The 16224-nt window shown below is 71.6% G+C and carries 16 protein-coding genes; 7 read left to right on the top strand and 9 right to left on the bottom strand.

Annotated elements, in window-relative coordinates; all coding sequences use genetic code 11:
• Positions 1-3: 3 nt before the first annotated feature.
• From ACWGR4_RS06190 to ACWGR4_RS06170, 5 genes are all read right to left on the bottom strand, one after another.
• Positions 4-669 carry an HAD family hydrolase gene (locus ACWGR4_RS06190; protein ID WP_452131737.1) on the bottom strand — a complete coding sequence of 222 codons (666 nt, stop codon included), beginning with the start codon at positions 667-669 and terminating at the stop codon, positions 4-6.
• A 156-nt stretch (positions 670-825) separates the two neighbouring features.
• Positions 826-1911 carry a WD40/YVTN/BNR-like repeat-containing protein gene (locus ACWGR4_RS06185; RefSeq protein ID WP_380001216.1) on the bottom strand — a complete coding sequence of 362 codons (1086 nt, stop codon included), beginning with the start codon at positions 1909-1911 and terminating at the stop codon, positions 826-828.
• A gap of 107 nt (positions 1912-2018) precedes the next feature.
• Entirely contained in the window at positions 2019-2381 is a 363-nt protein-coding gene (locus tag ACWGR4_RS06180; protein ID WP_452131736.1) for a DUF2203 domain-containing protein, read from the bottom strand.
• A gap of 46 nt (positions 2382-2427) precedes the next feature.
• A complete protein-coding gene (locus ACWGR4_RS06175; RefSeq protein WP_452131735.1) occupies positions 2428-2763 on the bottom strand; it encodes a hypothetical protein in 336 nt (111 codons plus the stop codon).
• Positions 2751-3962, bottom strand: coding sequence for a helix-turn-helix domain-containing protein (locus ACWGR4_RS06170; protein WP_380001210.1), 1212 nt, complete (start codon positions 3960-3962; stop codon positions 2751-2753). The genes ACWGR4_RS06175 and ACWGR4_RS06170 overlap by 13 nt, the downstream gene beginning before the upstream one ends.
• Before the next feature lie 213 nt (positions 3963-4175).
• On the opposite strand from ACWGR4_RS06170, the gene ACWGR4_RS06165 reads away from it, so the two are divergent.
• The 4 genes from ACWGR4_RS06165 to ACWGR4_RS06150 are packed head-to-tail and all read left to right on the top strand — an operon-like array spanning position 4176 to position 8320.
• Positions 4176-6836 carry a sensor histidine kinase gene (locus ACWGR4_RS06165; RefSeq protein WP_452131734.1) on the top strand — a complete coding sequence of 887 codons (2661 nt, stop codon included), beginning with the start codon at positions 4176-4178 and terminating at the stop codon, positions 6834-6836.
• On the top strand, positions 6833-7291 hold the full coding sequence (locus ACWGR4_RS06160; protein ID WP_078974301.1) for a roadblock/LC7 domain-containing protein: 459 nt from the start codon (positions 6833-6835) through the stop codon (positions 7289-7291). Before ACWGR4_RS06165 ends, ACWGR4_RS06160 begins: the two co-directional genes overlap by 4 nt.
• Positions 7288-7722, top strand: coding sequence for a DUF742 domain-containing protein (locus ACWGR4_RS06155; protein ID WP_380001206.1), 435 nt, complete (start codon positions 7288-7290; stop codon positions 7720-7722). Before ACWGR4_RS06160 ends, ACWGR4_RS06155 begins: the two co-directional genes overlap by 4 nt.
• Positions 7703-8320 carry a GTP-binding protein gene (locus ACWGR4_RS06150; protein WP_126643058.1) on the top strand — a complete coding sequence of 206 codons (618 nt, stop codon included), beginning with the start codon at positions 7703-7705 and terminating at the stop codon, positions 8318-8320. The genes ACWGR4_RS06155 and ACWGR4_RS06150 overlap by 20 nt, the downstream gene beginning before the upstream one ends.
• Before the next feature lie 22 nt (positions 8321-8342).
• On the opposite strand, the gene ACWGR4_RS06145 is transcribed toward ACWGR4_RS06150, so the two are convergent.
• Positions 8343-10667 (bottom strand): terpene synthase family protein, encoded by a 2325-nt coding sequence (locus tag ACWGR4_RS06145; protein WP_452133026.1) that lies wholly within the window; start codon positions 10665-10667, stop codon positions 8343-8345.
• A gap of 196 nt (positions 10668-10863) precedes the next feature.
• Here ACWGR4_RS06145 and ACWGR4_RS06140 point away from each other — a divergent pair, with 196 nt between their 5' ends.
• Positions 10864-11289 carry a RidA family protein gene (locus ACWGR4_RS06140; RefSeq protein ID WP_452133027.1) on the top strand — a complete coding sequence of 142 codons (426 nt, stop codon included), beginning with the start codon at positions 10864-10866 and terminating at the stop codon, positions 11287-11289.
• A gap of 109 nt (positions 11290-11398) precedes the next feature.
• Positions 11399-11770: an effector-associated constant component EACC1 gene (locus ACWGR4_RS06135; protein WP_452133028.1), complete on the top strand. Its 372-nt coding sequence runs from the start codon at positions 11399-11401 to the stop codon at positions 11768-11770.
• 100 nt (positions 11771-11870) lie between these two features.
• Here ACWGR4_RS06135 and ACWGR4_RS06130 read toward each other — a convergent pair whose 3' ends face one another.
• From ACWGR4_RS06130 to ACWGR4_RS06120, 3 genes are all read right to left on the bottom strand, one after another.
• On the bottom strand, positions 11871-13136 hold the full coding sequence (locus ACWGR4_RS06130; RefSeq protein ID WP_452133029.1) for a VWA domain-containing protein: 1266 nt from the start codon (positions 13134-13136) through the stop codon (positions 11871-11873).
• 140 nt (positions 13137-13276) lie between these two features.
• On the bottom strand, positions 13277-14608 hold the full coding sequence (locus ACWGR4_RS06125) for an aspartate aminotransferase family protein (protein WP_452133030.1): 1332 nt from the start codon (positions 14606-14608) through the stop codon (positions 13277-13279).
• A gap of 515 nt (positions 14609-15123) precedes the next feature.
• Positions 15124-15546 (bottom strand): YjbQ family protein, encoded by a 423-nt coding sequence (locus ACWGR4_RS06120; protein WP_380001192.1) that lies wholly within the window; start codon positions 15544-15546, stop codon positions 15124-15126.
• Positions 15547-15691: 145 nt separating this feature from the next.
• Here ACWGR4_RS06120 and ACWGR4_RS06115 point away from each other — a divergent pair, with 145 nt between their 5' ends.
• Positions 15692-16060: a winged helix-turn-helix transcriptional regulator gene (locus ACWGR4_RS06115; RefSeq protein WP_380001190.1), complete on the top strand. Its 369-nt coding sequence runs from the start codon at positions 15692-15694 to the stop codon at positions 16058-16060.
• Positions 16061-16224: the final 164 nt, after the last annotated feature.

The following is a 16224-nucleotide window of genomic DNA, read 5'->3' as shown; positions in this document are numbered from 1 at the left end:
CCCTCACGTCCTCGCGAGGAGCGCCGGGCGCAGGTCGGCCAGGTCGACCGCCGCGAGCGAGGCGACCACGCGGCGGCCCGGTGCGGGCTGGATCGGGGCAGTCGTGCGCACCGCAACCACCGCACAGCCGGCCGATTCCGCCGACGTGATGCCGACCACCGTGTCCTCGACCGCGACGCACGCGCTCGGCTCGACCCCGAGCGCGGTCGCCGCGGCCAGATAAGGGGCGGGGTCGGGCTTGGTCCGCGCGACGTCCTCCGCCGCGACGGTGACCGCGAAACGCGCCGACCCCAACGCGTCCCGCACCAGGTCCACCACATGCCGCGGCGACGCCGACACGATGGCCAGCGGCACCTCGGCCTCGGCCAGCGCGTCCAGCAGGGCCACGACGCCCGGCAGCGGCTCGATCCGACCCCGCACCCGGTCGGTGAACGCCGCGTCCAACGCGTCGGACAACTCGTGGACGCACGGCCCCTCGGGCACCACCGCGTTCAGGTAAGTCGCGGTGTGTGCGATGGCGTGGCCCACCACGTCGGCCGTGTCGGTCGGTCCCAGCGCGTAGCCCACCCGGCCGGCCACGTGCTCGACCGCCTCCCACCACAACTGCTCGGTGTCGACGAGGGTGCCGTCCATGTCGAACAACACGGCGGCGGGCAGAACGCTGGACACACTGACTCGTTTCGACGCGCGTTTCGCTGCGTGGAGCGCGGACGTCCCGACCCTCTCAGCCCGACGTGAGCGCAGTGCCAAGGCCGGGTTGCGGGCGCGTGAACGTGTGCGAACCCCGCCGTCACACAGCGCGAGCACGTCGGTCACAACGCGCGGCTACACCACCGCGGCGCGCAACGACAGGACGTCGGGCAAATGCTGCGCGATGCGCTCCCAATGGTCACCGCCGTGGTGCCCCCGGTAGATCTCGCCGCTGCGCGAGCCGAAGTACAGGCTGGTGACGTCGGCGTCGTCGGCGCACATCGCGTCGCGCAGGACCGCCGTCCAGAAGCCGTCGGGCAGGCCGTCGGACAACGCGGTCCACGTCTCGCCGGCGTCGTCGCTGCGATAGACCCGACAGCGCCCGTCGATCGGGAAGCGCATCGCGTCGGCGGTGAGCGGGACCACATACACCGTGTCCGGTCGGCGCGGGTGCACAACGATCGTGAAGCCGAAGTCGGCGGGCAGGCCCTCGGCGATCGACTGCCACGTCGCGCCCGCGTCGTCGCTGCGGTAGACCCCGTGGTGGTTTTGCAGGAACAGCCGGTCGGGCCGCTCCGGATGCCGGGCCACCTTGTGGACGCACTGGCCGTATTCCGGATACTCGTCCGGCTGGAAGGTGACGTGGATCCCGGTGTTGGACGGATGCCAACTGGCCCCGCCGTCCTCGGTGACGTAGACCCCGCCGGTGGACATCGCCACCACGATCCGGCGCGGGTCGGTGGGGTGCGGCAGCACGGTGTGGATCGCCTGCCCGCCGAAGCCGGCCCCCCAGTGCGGACGGTGCGGGTGGTCCCACAACGCGCGGACCAGTTCGAACGAGCGCCCACCGTCGGCGGAGCGGAACAGCGCCGAAGGCTCCACGCCGGCGTAGACCACATCGGGCTCGGAACTCGCCCCGGGCACCAATTGCCACACCCGCTCGACCGACGCACCGGCGTCGGCCGGGAAGCCGACCCGCCCCAGGTCCGGCTCGCGCCAGGTCGCGCCGAGGTCGTCGCTGGTGACCACGACCGGGCCGAAGTGCTCGTTCACCACACCCGCCATCACCCGAGGCGCCGACCCCCGCGTATCGATCGCGACCGAGTAGACGCCGGTCATCGGATGGTGCGGCCCGGTGAACTCCCAGGGCTCGGCGCCGTGTGAGCGACCGAGCCACAAACCCTTGCGAGTGCCGACGGCAAGCAGGACGGACTTCGTCACGATGACCTCCAGGCAGCGATTCCCAGGTGGGAAACGCTACGCGCCACCGGTGACATTCGCCCGATTCGACGCTCTTGTCGGCCTGGTTCCCCCACCCGGGCGCCGCACTACGGCAGCGGGCGCCGACCCGCGAAGCCCAGGTCGGTGCGGTGGTACCAAGCCAGTTCCCGGTCCCCCTCCAACCAGCACAACAACACCGGTACGCCGTCCAGGTCGGCAGGGAAGTCGACGAGCAGCGGCGCGAAGCCCTTGAGCTCCGCGCCGGTCTGCTGGATGCGGGTCATCAGGTCGTCGAGCCGCGCCTGCATGCCCTTGAGCTCCGGCAGACCGCCCAGTTCGGTACGGGTCCCGCCCGGCTCCAGCGCTGCGGCCAACTCCGCCGCGTCCGCGCGTAGCACGATCAGTTCATCGAGTACCGGCATCAGCCGGGCCAACTCCGCGCGTGCCTCGTCCACCGTGAACAGACCCATGCCGCACAGCCTCCCATGCCCGCCGGGGACCGACGTCGGCGCCGGGTCACCGGACGGCGCGACCAGGGGTTCGGCCCACGCGCCCCGCCGCCCCGCGCCCCGCCGTTCCGTCGGACCGAAGCTGGACGCCCGGCCAGGAACCGTGGTTGGTGTGCACGCCGAGCACGCCGCCGGCGGCTTCGGCGCGCGTCGTGTTGTCCCGCTCGATGCGCAGACCGTCGTGCGTCGCGGTCCGGGTGCGCGCGCGATCGCCCAGGGCGAGGAAGACGATCAGCACACCGACGACGAGGAGCAGGTCGGCGACGAGAATCACGGTGATCACGGCGGCTCCCGAGGAGTGGATCGGCGGCCGGGCAACCCGGACCACCCCTACATGATCCATGCCCGTTCCGATCGGGTCGACCCCTGTCCCGTACAGCGGGCGGCCAGCGCGCGCAATCGGGCCTCGTCGCCGTCCACCGAGGAGTCCAGGCGCAGGATCTCCTGGACGAAGGTCCGGTTGATCGGCCGGCAGCGGATCTCCTGAGCCGCCGTGACCTCGGCGTCCAGCAGCGCGGTGACCGCCTCGCCGCGCCGGCCCAGCGCGGCCAGGGCCCGGGCGAGGTCGATCAGGTGCCGGGCCTGCCTGCCGCGCGGCAGCACGGCGAGCGCGGCCGGGTCCAGCCGACCGTCGACGGCCCGCCCGTACTCGCCGAGCAGCACGTGCGCGGTGACCCGGCACAGCGGCACCTGGATCGCGCCGGGATCGATGCGCTCCGCCGCGTCGAGGAGGTCGCGCGTGCCCGAACGATCGCCGAGCCGCGCGGTGGCCAACGCGGCGCCCAGGCGCAGGGTACGCAGCGCCGCCCGCCCGACCGCGCCGCGCGGGCCCAACGCGGCGGCCAGGTCCGCCTCCACCTCAAGGGCGAACTCGGCGGCGGCCCCGGCCCCTTCGTGCCCGACCATGGCCGCGGTCAGCCGATCGGCGGCGCGCGCGAGCACCACCGCGTCGCCGCTGCGCCCGGCCGCGGTGACCGCCCGGTCGGCGGCGCGCCAGGCCAGGTCGGCGTCGCCGAACACCTGCGCCGCGGCGGCCGCCAGGGTCAGCGCGCCGGCGCGCACCACCATCGGCGCGAGCGAATCCGCCGCCCCCTCCCCGACGGGCGCGACCGCCGCGGCCCCGGTCCCGACCAACATCGGCGGCACCACCCGGTCCAGGCACAGGTAGTCGGCCGCGGCGTACGCAGTCCATCCGTACGCCAACTCCCGCCGCAACACCCCGAGATCGAGCGGCTCGACGGGGGCACCCGCGGTCGGCGCGAAGTCCGCCCGGCGCAGCGCGACCCGGACCGCCGCGAGCGGATCGTGGTCGACGCCCTCCCGGTTCGGCTCGGGAGGCAGCAGGCGGTCGATCCCGATGCGCAGGACGACCGCCGCCCGTGCGAGTACCGACAGCCGTGGGTCGGCCTGCCGGTGACCGGCCTCCACGTCCTCGACCCAGCGCACCGATCGGCCCATCAGACGCGCGAATTCGGCCTGGGTCAGGCCCCTGCGCGTGCGCCAGTACGCGATCTGCCGACCGATCCCACCCACCGTGTGCATGCCGTACCCACTCCTTTGGGTAGCGCCGAATGCGCGTTCGGTAACCTATGTACGGAATTCGCTCCGCCGCCCGCCGCTTGTGCGCTGTATGTGACGCACGGGTAGGAAGTTCCCCACGCACACTGCGTGGATTGTGTCGGGTGCCTCACCGGTACCTTCGGCCGGGTCGCGGCAACCGCAATTTCGGGCCCGGTTGCCCTTGCGGGAGAGTCGATGAGAAAACTGATGCGCGCCCCTCGGGCCGACCGGACCGGGGCGGCTCGCTCGCGGCCGCGTCGGACCTTCACCATTCGGACCCTGCTGGTCCTGCTGACCGTGGTGCCGCTGGTGTCGATGGTCGCCCTGTGGGCGATCGCGACCTATCGGCTCGCGGATCATGCGAGCGGTTTGGACAACGAGGTCTCCGTGGCCGAACGGGCGGGCACGCCCAGCTACAACACGATGATCTCCCTCCAGGCCGAACGGCGGCTGACCGCGGCCTGGATGGCCAAGCCCACGCCCGCCGCGGCGGACGCGCTGCGCGGGCAGCGGGCCAAGACCGACGAGGCCGTGAAGCAGTTCGTCGCCTTCGCCAAGAGCGGCGCGCGCGAGACCCCGGGCAACGCGGTGCGCCGCGCCCGCGAGGTCGCCGCGGAATTGGCGCAACTCCCCGACGCGCGCCGCCAGGTGGACGCCATCGGCGCGATCGGCCGGGACCGCTGGATCAAGTTCTACACGAGCCAGATCGCCGATCAGATCTCGGTGGTCCAGGCGCTGGCCGAGACCTCCGACACCGACGTCACCTACGCCGGGCAGTTCCTCGTCATCCAGTTCCGCGCCGGGGAGGCGCTGGCGCAGGAGGACACGCTGGTGTCGTTCTCGTTGCCCGCCGGACGGCTGAGCCAGCCGGACTACGCCGCGTTCGTCCAGAACGTGGGTGTGCGTCGGCACTCGATCGACGACGAGATCGAGCCCTTCCTGCCGCCCGAGTCACGGGCCGGCTATCTGGCGCTGACCCAGAACCCGGCCTGGCACGACCTGGTCTCGATGGAGAACGCGATCATCGCGACGGTCGACGCGCCGCGTGAGGCGCGCGCCACCGGCAGCGGTATCCCGATCCCGGCCGAACTGGCCAGCTGGCGCAGCGTTCTCGACCGACTCGCCGAGCCGGCCTCGGCCTTCGACTTCGCGCGTGTGGACCAGGTGTTCGCGGCCGGCGACGACGCCACCTCGGACACCTGGAACCAGGTGTACCTGCTCAGCGCGATCGGCCTCGCCTTCGTGGTGATCGGCGGCGTGTTGTGCTGGCGGATCACCCGGGCGGTGCGGCGTCGGTTGTTCCTGCTGCGCGACGCGACGGTGGAACTGGGCACACACCGGCTGCCGATGGTCATCGAGCGACTGCAACGCGGCGAGCGGGTCGACCTCGCGGTCGAGGCGCCGGAGGTGGAGGCGGGTCGTGACGAGATCGGCCAGGTCGCCTCCGCGTTCAACTCCGCGCAGCGCGCGGCGCTGGACGGCGCAGTACAACTGGCCCGACAGCGCGAGGGTTTCGCGAAGGTATTCGTCAACACGGCGCTGCGCACCCAATCGCTGGTGAACCGTCAGATCGGCGAGTTGGACACGATGGAGCGCCGGCACCAGGACCCGGAGCTGCTGCGCGAGTTGTTCACCATCGACCATCTGGCCACCCGACTGCGGCGATACGAGGAGAACCTCGTGGTGCTCACCGGCAACCGACCGGGCCGACGCTGGAGTCGCCCGGTCCGCATCGTGGACGTGGTGCGCGGCGCGGTCGGCGAGGTGGAGGACTACCACCGGGTCGAGGTGTACTCGGATCCGGACGTGCTGCTGTCCGGGCCGGCCGTGGGCGGGGTGATCCACCTGCTGGCAGAACTCGTGGAGAACGCCACGATGTTCTCGCCGCCGGACACGCCGGTGCATGTCCGCGCGGCGGCGGTGGCCAAGGGCTTGGCCATCGAGATCGAGGACCGCGGCCTGGGCATGTCCGAGACGGAATACGAGGCGGCCAACCGGCAGTTGGCGGTGCCGACCACGTTCGACGTGATCGCGCTCGCCGACGACGTGCGGATGGGCCTGTTCGTGGTCGCGCAGCTGGCGGACCGGTTGGGTGTCGGCGTGACGTTGCGGCCGTCGCCCTACGGCGGCACGCTGGCCATCGTGTTCGTGCCCGACGAGCTGATCACCCGCGAGAGCGGCGTCCCCGAGGAACCGGACCGCGCGGCGGGGCCGTTCGAGGCGGCGACGGCGATCGGGGCGGCGGTACAGCCGGCTTCGGAGCCGGAGGCGGCCTCGACGCACGAGGCGAACGAAGGCCCCGATTCCGTACCGGAGTCGCCGGGTCGGCCGCATCCCGAGCCGGTGGTGCGCTCGCTGGACCGGGTCCCGATGCCCGCCGAACACACCGAGCCCGCACCCGCCGAACCCGACGTGTCGGTACGGCCGACCGCGCCGACCGGCACCGACCCCGGCCCGGTCGCCACCCCGGAGCCGGTCTCGACCCCGGCTCCGGCTCCGAGGCACGCCCGCCCGGCGACCGCACCCACGCCCGCCGTCGAGGAGACCACCGCCGACGGCCGCCGCGCGCTACCCCGCCGGGTGCGCCAGCGCAACCTGCCGATGCCGCTGCGTACCGAGACCACCACCACGAGCGAGGGAGGGGCGCGAACCGAGGCGAAGCCCTCCTCACCGCGGGAAGCTGCGGCTACCTTGTCCTCGTTCCGATTCGCGAGCCAACGTGCGCGCGAGGCATCCGAACCGACCGCGGCCGACGACGAGTCCGCGATCGCGACCGAACCCGGAACCGGGACCGAGCCCGCTCCGGGCGCGCGCCCCGCCGCCGGAAGCACCACGCACCCTGGGGAACCGTCATGACGAACACGCACGATCTCGCCGGCGGCATGGCCACCACCGCGACCGACAGCCGCCTGGACTGGTTGTTGACCGACCTGGTCAAGCGCGTCCACCAGACGCGGCACGCGATCGTGCTGTCCGAGGACGGCCTGCTGATGAGCCGGTCCGAGACCATCCCGCGCGACGACGCCGAGCAGTTGGCCGCCGCGGCGGCCGGCCTGCAGAGCCTGGCCCGCAGCATCGGCCGGGGTTTCGCGGGGGGTTCGGTGCGCCAGACGCTGGTCGAGATGGACGACGCCTTCCTTTTCCTCACCGCCGCGGGCACCGGCGCGCATCTGGCCGTTTTGGCCGAACAGAGCGCGGACGTGGGCGTGGTCGCGTTCGAGATGAACATGTTGGTGAAGAAGGTCGGTGAATACCTCGGCACCCGACCACGCGGTGACGAGGGCGGCACTCGAACCGGCGGTCGAGCGTGAGATCCGGGTGGGATCAGTCCTGGGACGAGGACGCGAGCCCGGTGGTGCGCCCGTACACGCTCACCCGGGGGCGGACCAAGGCGGTGCGCGACGCGGACCTGACCCTGATCACCCTGGTGACCACGGTCGACCCGGACGAGCCCGCGGTCCGGTCCCCCGGGGCCGACGAGTCGTCCCCGGGGCCGCGGCGCAAGCCCCGCGACGGGCGCGGCCGCCAACCCGAGCATCAGCGGATCCTGGAGTTGTGCCGGGAACCGCAGGCCGTCGCCGAGGTGGCGGCCCTGATCGATCTGCCGGTGAGCATCACCAAGGTGCTCGTCGACGACCTGCTCCGCGACGGCCTGGTGACCGTGCGCGCCCCGCTGGCCCTGGCCCGCACCCCCGATACCGCCCTGCTGAAAAAGGTACGTGATGGTCTCCTTCGGCTCTGACCGACTGCCCGAGCGCGCGGCGGCGGTCAAGATCCTGATCGCGGGCGGATTCGGGGTCGGCAAGACCACGCTGGTCGGCACGGTCAGCGAGGTTCCGCCGCTGCACACCGAGGAGATGATGACCGAGGTCGGTGTCGGCGTGGACGACACCGTCGGCATCGAGGCCAAGTCGCGCACCACGGTCGCGCTCGACTTCGGCCGCATCACGCTGTCCGAGGAACTGGTGCTGTACCTGTTCGGCGCGCCCGGACAGGAGCGGTTCTGGTCGTTGTGGCACGACCTGGCGATCGGCGCGCTGGGCGCGATCGTGCTGGTGGACACCCGCCGCCTGGAGGCCGGTTTCGGCAGCATCGACTTCTTCGAGCGGCGCGGCATCCCCTTCGTGGTCGCGATCAACCGCTTCGACGAGGCGGTGGAGTACACCGTCGACGAGGTTCGCGACGCGCTCGACCTCGACCCCGAGGTACCGATCGTGCCGTGTGACGTGCGTACGCGCGGGTCGGGGCGCGACGTACTGCTCGCGCTCGTCGACCACCTCCTCGGCGTTCCGGTGCCGGCCGGTGCCGGTCGGGCACCGGCCGGCGCGGCCGGCGGGTGAGATCCGATCGATCGCGTCGGGGTCAGTGCACCGTGACCCCGACGCGGACGATCGGTCGGGCGGCCGAAGTGCCCAGCCCCTTGGGCCCGTAGCCCACTCGGGGTGCCACGGCCCGTTCGACCGGCGCCCGGGCCGCGCCCGAGCGCACGCCCTGTGCGATCGCGCCGGCCCCCGGCCGCGGTGCGGTCGGCGCGAGCCCCGTCCCGACCTGCCACGGGAACGGCACCAGCGGCCTGGGGTCGGCGTAGCGCTTGCACTCCCGATGCCACTTCAGGATCGCCGCGTTCCAGTCGCCGAGCGCCGCCGCGTAGCCGTCCAGCGCTTCCCTGGCCGCCGAACTCAACTCCAGATCCCGGTACATGGCCGGGAGTTCGGTCGCCACCACCCGCTCGAACTCGCGCATCCGGGACGTCATCAGATCGTTCACGATGGCCAGCGCGTGGTCGAAGTCGCAGCCGAAGAAGTTCTGCACGACCAGGATCAGGTTGTGCAGCTCCCCCTCGACCTCGATCTCCTTGCGGTAGGAGAACACGTCGTTGATCATCCAGCCGAAGTCGGCCGCCGAGTTCTCCATCGCCCGCACCGCCCGTGAGCGGTAGGCCTGTTCGGGCACCACCTCGCCGTGGGTCAGCCGGGACAGGCTCTTGGTCAGGTCGGCGCCGAACGTGAGGCGACGCATCTCGATGTAGTCGACCGGATCCGGTACGCGGTTCTGCGCGGTGTTGGCCAGCTCCCACAACCAACTGTCCAGCATGTCGTCGACGGTGCACCGGAACCTGCGTCGCGACGCGGGCGGCATCGGGCCCGCCGTGCGCGTCCACAGGTCGACCAGGCCGCGCTCGATCGCGTCCGTCGGCGCGGGCGCGGCCTCGCCGTCGACCGGCATCAGGGTCTTCAGCCGCTCGGTGTAGGCCTTGGCGCCGGCCTGGTCGTGCGAGCGCCCGAAGACGATCGGATAGTAGTCGTCGCCGTAGGTCCCCCACGCCAACCACTGGGCGCCCAGGTCGAGTTGCTCCGGAGAGGCGGCCGGTGCGATGCCCGCCGCGCACAGCGCCAGATCGAAGTCGCGCAGTGCCCGCTCGTCCCAGACACCCTCGTCGAGGATGCCCGTGCGCCGGCTCCACTCGACGAGGTTGTCCCGGGCGCCGTCCAGGTGCGGGTTCAGGCGCGGCTCGAACGGGATGTGGAAGTCCGGGATCTCGTACGGTGCGACCGGCTGGAACGGCACGTGCGTGTAGCCGCGCAGGCCGCTGTTCAGTCCGGCCACCAGGCCCGGCAGCATGCGCGCCGCCGAGGTGCCGATGCCCTGCGGGCCGGCCGGCACCCCGGGGACCGTGGGGGTGCCGCCCGCCTCGGTGGCGCCGTTCATGTACCGACTGGAACGCATGTGCCACTCGTGGCCGCCGGACTGCCAGTCCTGGAGGCCCTTGACGTAGGCCATCACATCGATGCGGGACTGCGGGTCCAGGCCGTATTCGGCGAACAGCGGCGGGAGTTCGGTGAAGGTGGTGTGCTCGAACTGGTGCAGGCGCGAGGTGAGCAGTTCGTTGACCGAGTCGGCCGCCTCCTGGGTGGCGCAGCCGAGGAACTTCTCGAAGACCAGGACGGCGTTGGCGTTCTCGCCCTCGGTCTCCACCTCGCGCTGATACGAGAACAGGTCGTTGCGCAGGTGCACGGCGTCGGCGAAGGTGTCCTTGAGCACTCGCATCGGCCGGCTCGCGGCGATCACGGCGGGCACCTCGGCGTTCGCGACGTATTCCACCAGGTTGGCCGACCACGGCGCGCCGCCCACCTTGCGGCGCATCTCGATGTATTCGACCGGGTTGGCCACCCGCCCCTCGTTGATGTTGGCCAGTTCCCACAACGACTCCTCGAGCAGCGCCTGCGTGCTCGCGGCGAACCGCTCGCGCCAGGCCGGCGACATGCTCGGCACGGTCCGCATCCACAGGTCGGCCAGGCCCTCCTCGACCTGGTTGATCGGCTCGGGGATCGGCGTGCCCGGGTCGACCGGCATGAACGCGCGCAGCCGTTCCAGGTATGCCTTGGCGCCGGCCGTGTCGTGGGTGCGCTTGAACACGTCCAGGAAGTGGTCGTCGAAGAAGAAGACCCAGACGTACCAGTCGGTGACCAGGTCGAGCTGCGGGCCGCCGCAGTCGGGATGGGTGTACGCGCACAGCAGCGCGTAGTCGTGCGAGTCGAAGTCGTGCTCGTCCCAGATGTCCGAGCCCTCGATCATCCGCATCCTGCGGGCCCACGCCTTGGAGTGCACGCGCGCGCCGTCGAGATGCGGATTCAGTCGTGCCGGGTACGGCACGTAGAACTCCGGGAGTTCGAAGGGTTGTGACATCGATGCGCCCCTTTCGCCAGGGCACACCGTAGGGTCACGCACGGTCGAACGGGCCTTCGTCGTGCCGGTTCTCGCTCGATCAGGTGAAACGGGACCCGCACAGGATTGATGATCTTCGCCGGCAGGCATAGGGCGCGCACGCCGGGGCCGTGGGGGCGCGTGGCGGGCGCGCGGCGCGGCGGGGGAGGATGGGCGCATGACGACATCGCAGCGGCTCACCCGTATCCCCGCGCCCGAGGGCGTCGCGCCGGGCCGGGGGTACACCAACGTGGTCATCGGCACCGGCCGAGTGGTCGCGATCTCCGGACAGATCGCCCTGGACGAACACGGCGCCCTGGTCGGCAAGGACGACCCGGGCGCGCAGGCCCGACAGGTGTTCGAGAACCTGCGCCGCTGCCTGACGGCGGTGGGCGCGACCTTCGACGACGTGATCAAACTGACCTACTTCCTCACCGACATCGCCGACCTGCCGGCCGTCCGGGCGGCCCGGGACGCGTACATCGACCCGGAGCGGCTGCCGGCGAGTTCGGCGATGCAGGTCGCGGCCCTGGTCCGGCCGGATCTGCTGCTGGAGATCGAGGCGTTCGCGGTGCTTCCCGAGCCCGAACCGGCCGCCGAATAACGCTCGGCGCCGGCCCGCGTCCCGGCGCGAATCGGTGCCGGCATCATGGCCGGGCAGGTCGGCCCGCCGTGCGCGCGGGCTCCCGACGGTTCCCGAAGGGTGGCGGCAAGTGCTCGTGCAGGTGAGCGTGGTCGGCGACGAAGGCATCGAAGTAGCGTCATTGCAGCGGTGGTTGGCCATGGACCCCGACCTCCGCGCCGGCGCCGTGACCAGCTACGCCGAGGACGACACGACCGGCACCATGGGCGCCACCCTCGACGTGGTCAACGTCGTGCTGAGCAACGGCATCGGCCTGTCCGGCCTGCTGGTCGCGATCGCCGGCTGGCGCCGCTCGCGCGCACCGATCACGGGCGCGGGCGGCCCGGACATCGTGGTGCGCCGGGGCGATGTGGAGGTCGTGCTGTCGGAGGCGACGGAGGACGACATCGCCCGGGCCGTACGGGCGCTGGAGGCCCCGGACGGCTCCGGAAGCCCCGCGTGACGACGCGCTCCGGCTCCTGACCGTCCATCAAAAACGCCCGACGGCCGACTGTTCGGCCGACCGTCGGGCGTGCTCGGGGATACGCCCGGATGAGGCGTGGCTAGACCAGCGCGTCCACCGGCTCCGCGGCCAGGACGCCGGCCGTGATCGCCTCGTTCAGCCATTCCGGGAATTCCAGGAGGAGTTGGTCGTACAGCTCCGCGTCACCGAGCGACCGCGGATCCTGCCCGGCGTGGAAGAAGCCCGCGTTGTCCACCACACGCTGCTCCGGCACGGTGAGTTCGTCCAGCTTGCGCAGGAAGTCGAAGCCTTTGGACTCGGGGTCGCCGAAGCCGAGGAACTGCCAGAAGATCGGCAGCCCGGCCGCGTCGCACAGCGCCTTCGCGGCGGCCGGCCGGCTCGTCGGGGCGCCGTCGGTCTGGAAGATCACCAGGGCCGGGTCGGTGCTGCCGGACGCGCGGTAGTGCTCGACCACCCGGGCGATCGCCCAGTGGTAGTTGGTTCGGCCCATGTGCCCGTAGGAACCGTGCAGTTCCTCGATCCGGCCCACGTGGTTGCCGGGGTCGAGGTCGGCGACGCCGTCGATGTCGGTGGAGAAGAACACCATCGGGACGACGGCCTCGCCCAGTTGCCCGGACAGCGCCAGCGTCTGGTCGGCCAGGTGCTGGACGGTGCCGTCCTTGTAGTAGGAGCGCATCGAGCCGGAGCGGTCCAGGACGAGGTAGACCACGACGCTGCGGCCGGTGAGGCCGCACTTGGCCACGGCCGCCGCGGCGGCCTCGGCGCGGCCCGAGGTCGCGGGCGCGGGCTCCTCGGCGCGGGCGGACGGGACGGGGGCGACCGCGGTGGGCGTCGCGGCCGGGGTCGGCGCGGTCTCGGCGGCGGGCGCCTCGGGCTCCGCTGCCGGGGACTCGACCTCGGCGGTCGGCGTGACGACCACCTCGGCTTCGGTCGGCTCCGCCTCGTCACGGGTCGTGATCGACTGTGCCGGTACGGGAATCGACACCGGAGCGGGCTCGGCGGCGACCGACTCCGCCCGGGACTCGGGGATGACCACCGACTCGGCGACGACGGGCTCGGGCTCGGGTACGTGTACCGGCTCGGGCTCGGGTGCCCGCACGGGCTCCGGTTCCGGCTCCGGTTTCGTCAGGGCCGGCGGTTCCGGAACGAACTCCGGCTCCGGCGTGGTCGGCGCGTCCGACGTGTGGTTCGCCTCCGCTGCCGTGCTCGCCTCGACCGCCGTGGCCGGCTCCGGTGCGGGGCGTGCCGCCGGCTCCACGACCGCGTCCGTCGCCCGGGGTGTCTCCGCCGTCTCGCGGGACGCCCGCGAACGAAAGACGTTGCGCAGCAGACTCCTCAAACCCATCGGCGAATCCTTACCTGTGTGAGGGACGCCGCCCCGATCATCAGGACGGTGACGTAAGGCTAGTCATGGCGCCGGCCGCCCGGTGGCCGACCCGCGCGTACGACACCCGACCACCCCCCGAACAGCCGAAGGATTCCCCCTCACACGCCGGCGAGCAGCACGAACGCCGCGTCCACGGCGGCGCAGGCGGCGGCCACGTCGTCGTCGGTGAGCGCCGCCGAGACGAACCAGCACGCCGAACCGGCCGCGTTGACATGGATTCCGCGCTCCAGCAACGCGTATCGGAACAGCGCGTAGCGTGCGTCGTCGTTCACGGCCGGGCCCCCACCGGCCCGCGTCGACGCACCGTCGGCGGAGAAAACCACCTGGAACATCGCCCCGACGCCCTGCACCACACAGGGAATTCGCCGATCCCGGGCGGCCCGTCGGATCGCCTCCATCACCCGGGTACCGGCCGCGTCGATGTGCGCGGTCACCGCCGGATCGCCGAGTTCGCCGAGCGTGACCAGCGCGCCCGCCGCGCACAGCGGCGAACCGTTGTACGTGCCACCGTGCTTGATCCGGTTGGCGCCGATCTCGCTCATCACGTCCTGTCGGCCGACGAACGCCGCGATCGGCAGGCCGCCGCCGAGTGCCTTGGCGTAGACGGCGAGATCGGGGATCACGCCGAACAACCCCTGGGCTCCCCCCGGTCCGGTGCGAAAGCCGGTGCACACCTCGTCGAAGATCAGCAGGATCCCGCGCCGGGTGCACTCCTCGCGCAGCGTCTCCAGGTATCCGGGCACGGGCATGGCGCACGCGTTGTTGGCCATGATCGGCTCGCAGATCACCGCCGCGAGTTCGCCCGGGTGCGCGTCCAGCACCTCGCGCAGGATCTCCGCGTCGTTCCACGGGCAGACCACCACGTCGGCGAGCACGCCCTTCGGCACGCCCGGCGAGTACGGGTGGGCGCGCGGTCGCGCGTACGGTCCGGCCTCGGCGGCGGGCGGCCCGGTGGAGACCGCGAGCGTGTCGGCCCATCCGTGGCAGTGGCCCTCGAACTTCAGCACCCGGTCACGGCCGGTGAAGCCGCGCGCCGCGCGGATCGCCCCCTGGATGGCCTCCGACCCCGAGTTGGCGAACCGGACGAGGTCGGCGCACGGGATCATCGCCCGCATGGTTTCCGCCAATTCGATCTCCGGCACGGTGCCCGCGCCGAACATGGTGCCGTTGGCCAACACGTCGGCCACCGCCGAGGCGATCCGCGAATTGGCGTGCCCCACCACCGCGCAGCCGTACGAAATCAGGTAGTCGACATACTCGTTCCCGTCCACGTCCCAAATGTGCGCGCCCTTTCCGCGCGCGATATACAGCGGATAGGGATAGGACCCGGTGGTGGTGATCCGGCCGGACGAGGCCGTTCCGCCTGCCAGGGACAGTCGGGCCCGGTGGAAAAGCGCCCGGCTGGTTTCGGTCGACTCGGCCGAGATCACGAAATTCGCCACCTTTGCTCGCGACGCCCGCCGGGGACACCGCGTGGGATTTCTCCGCCGCCACCGGCGCTCCCGGGCGCCCGGGATCCCGGGCTTGCCCGGGCCCAGCAAGCCTGGCCCGGGATCCGCCCGGCGGCCGGCGGCGAGCCGGGGCATCGGCCGGTCCGGCGAAAAGCCCGATGTCTCCGGATATCCGAACTCGGCAAATCCGTCGATTCGGTGTTCGGCATATGGAATTCCCCCGCATCGGTCGTGTCTTTCGGTCGGTCGGGCGGGTGATCGCGGAAAGCGGAGGGATGTCTCGCATTTCCTGGTGAAAACCACGTGACCGAACGGAAAACGGAGCCTGATCGAACCGATACGAGAAATATCCAGAAGGGGACCGATCCATGCGCGGGTCGGACGGATTGGCCGGATCACTCCCCCGGCCGACCGCGCCGACCGCGCGCCCCGGGGCGGATTCACGCCACGCGGCGAGGGCCCGCCATCGGCCGGCCGGGCCCGGCCGGCGGGGCTCAGCCGAGGAAGGTCAACCGCACCGTGCGGTCCGGGTTGTCCCGGTTGGTGTCCACCATCGTGACCGACTGCCAGGTGCCCAGCGCGAGTTCGCCCGCGATCACCGGCAGGGTCGCGTGCGGCGGGACCAGCGCGGGCAGCACGTGATCGCGTCCGTGGCCGGGGCTGCCGTGTCGGTGTCGCCATCGGTCGTCGGCCGGCAGCAGATCCGCGAGCAGTACGAGCAGGTCCTCGTCGCTGCCCGCGCCGGTCTCCAGGATCGCCACCCCCGCGGTCGCGTGCGGCACGAAAACGTTCAGCAATCCGTCCCGCCCCGCCGCCGCCTCGCGCAGGAATCGCGCACACATCCCGGTCAGGTCGTACACCCGCTCCTGCCGCCCGGTACTGACCTCGAACACCCGCGACACATTCGTCTCCGCCATCCCCCCATGCTCACCCGAACCCCGGCCGCCGCCGCGCAGCCACACGCTCTCCCGGCGGATTCCTTTGCTTTCGGCCGAATACGTACGGACAATGTGCGGCAGTACCTACCTGTCGGTAAGGAACTGTCCGAGGAGGGGGAGGCGCATGGCTCGGCGCTACCAGTGCGGTCTCGACGCCGCCATGGACGTCATCGGCGGCAAGTGGAAGGCGCTGATCCTGTGGGCGCTGCACACCGAGGAGCGGCGGTTCGGGGAGTTGCGGCGCGCGGTGCCCGGGATCAGCGAGAAGATGCTGATCCAGCAGCTGCGCGAGATGGAGACGCGGGGCATCGTGCACCGCGAGGTGTATCGGGAGGTCCCGCCGAAGGTGGTCTACTCGCTGACCCCGCTGGGCGAGTCGCTCAACGAGGCACTGTTGCCGCTGGGCGTGTGGGGGCAGGACCACGAGGAGCACATCACCGCCACCGCGCCCTCGACCACCGCGACGCCGGATCCGGCGCGGCCCGCCGCCTAGAGGTCGTTTCCGGGCGAAGTTTCCGGAATCGGCGAATGCCCGGGAATAGCGTCGAACGGTCTGCTATACCCGCGCGGGCGCACTCTGGGTGAGTCCTTGTTGACTTTTCGTAGCACCCGCCGTAATTATTTCGGCAGCGAATATCCGGATTGTCTGCGACGTCT

It is taken from the genome of Embleya sp. NPDC055664, from assembly GCF_053618075.1.
The sequence above is the reverse complement of the archived record's forward strand: the minus strand, read 5'-3'. Positions and strand labels throughout refer to the sequence as shown.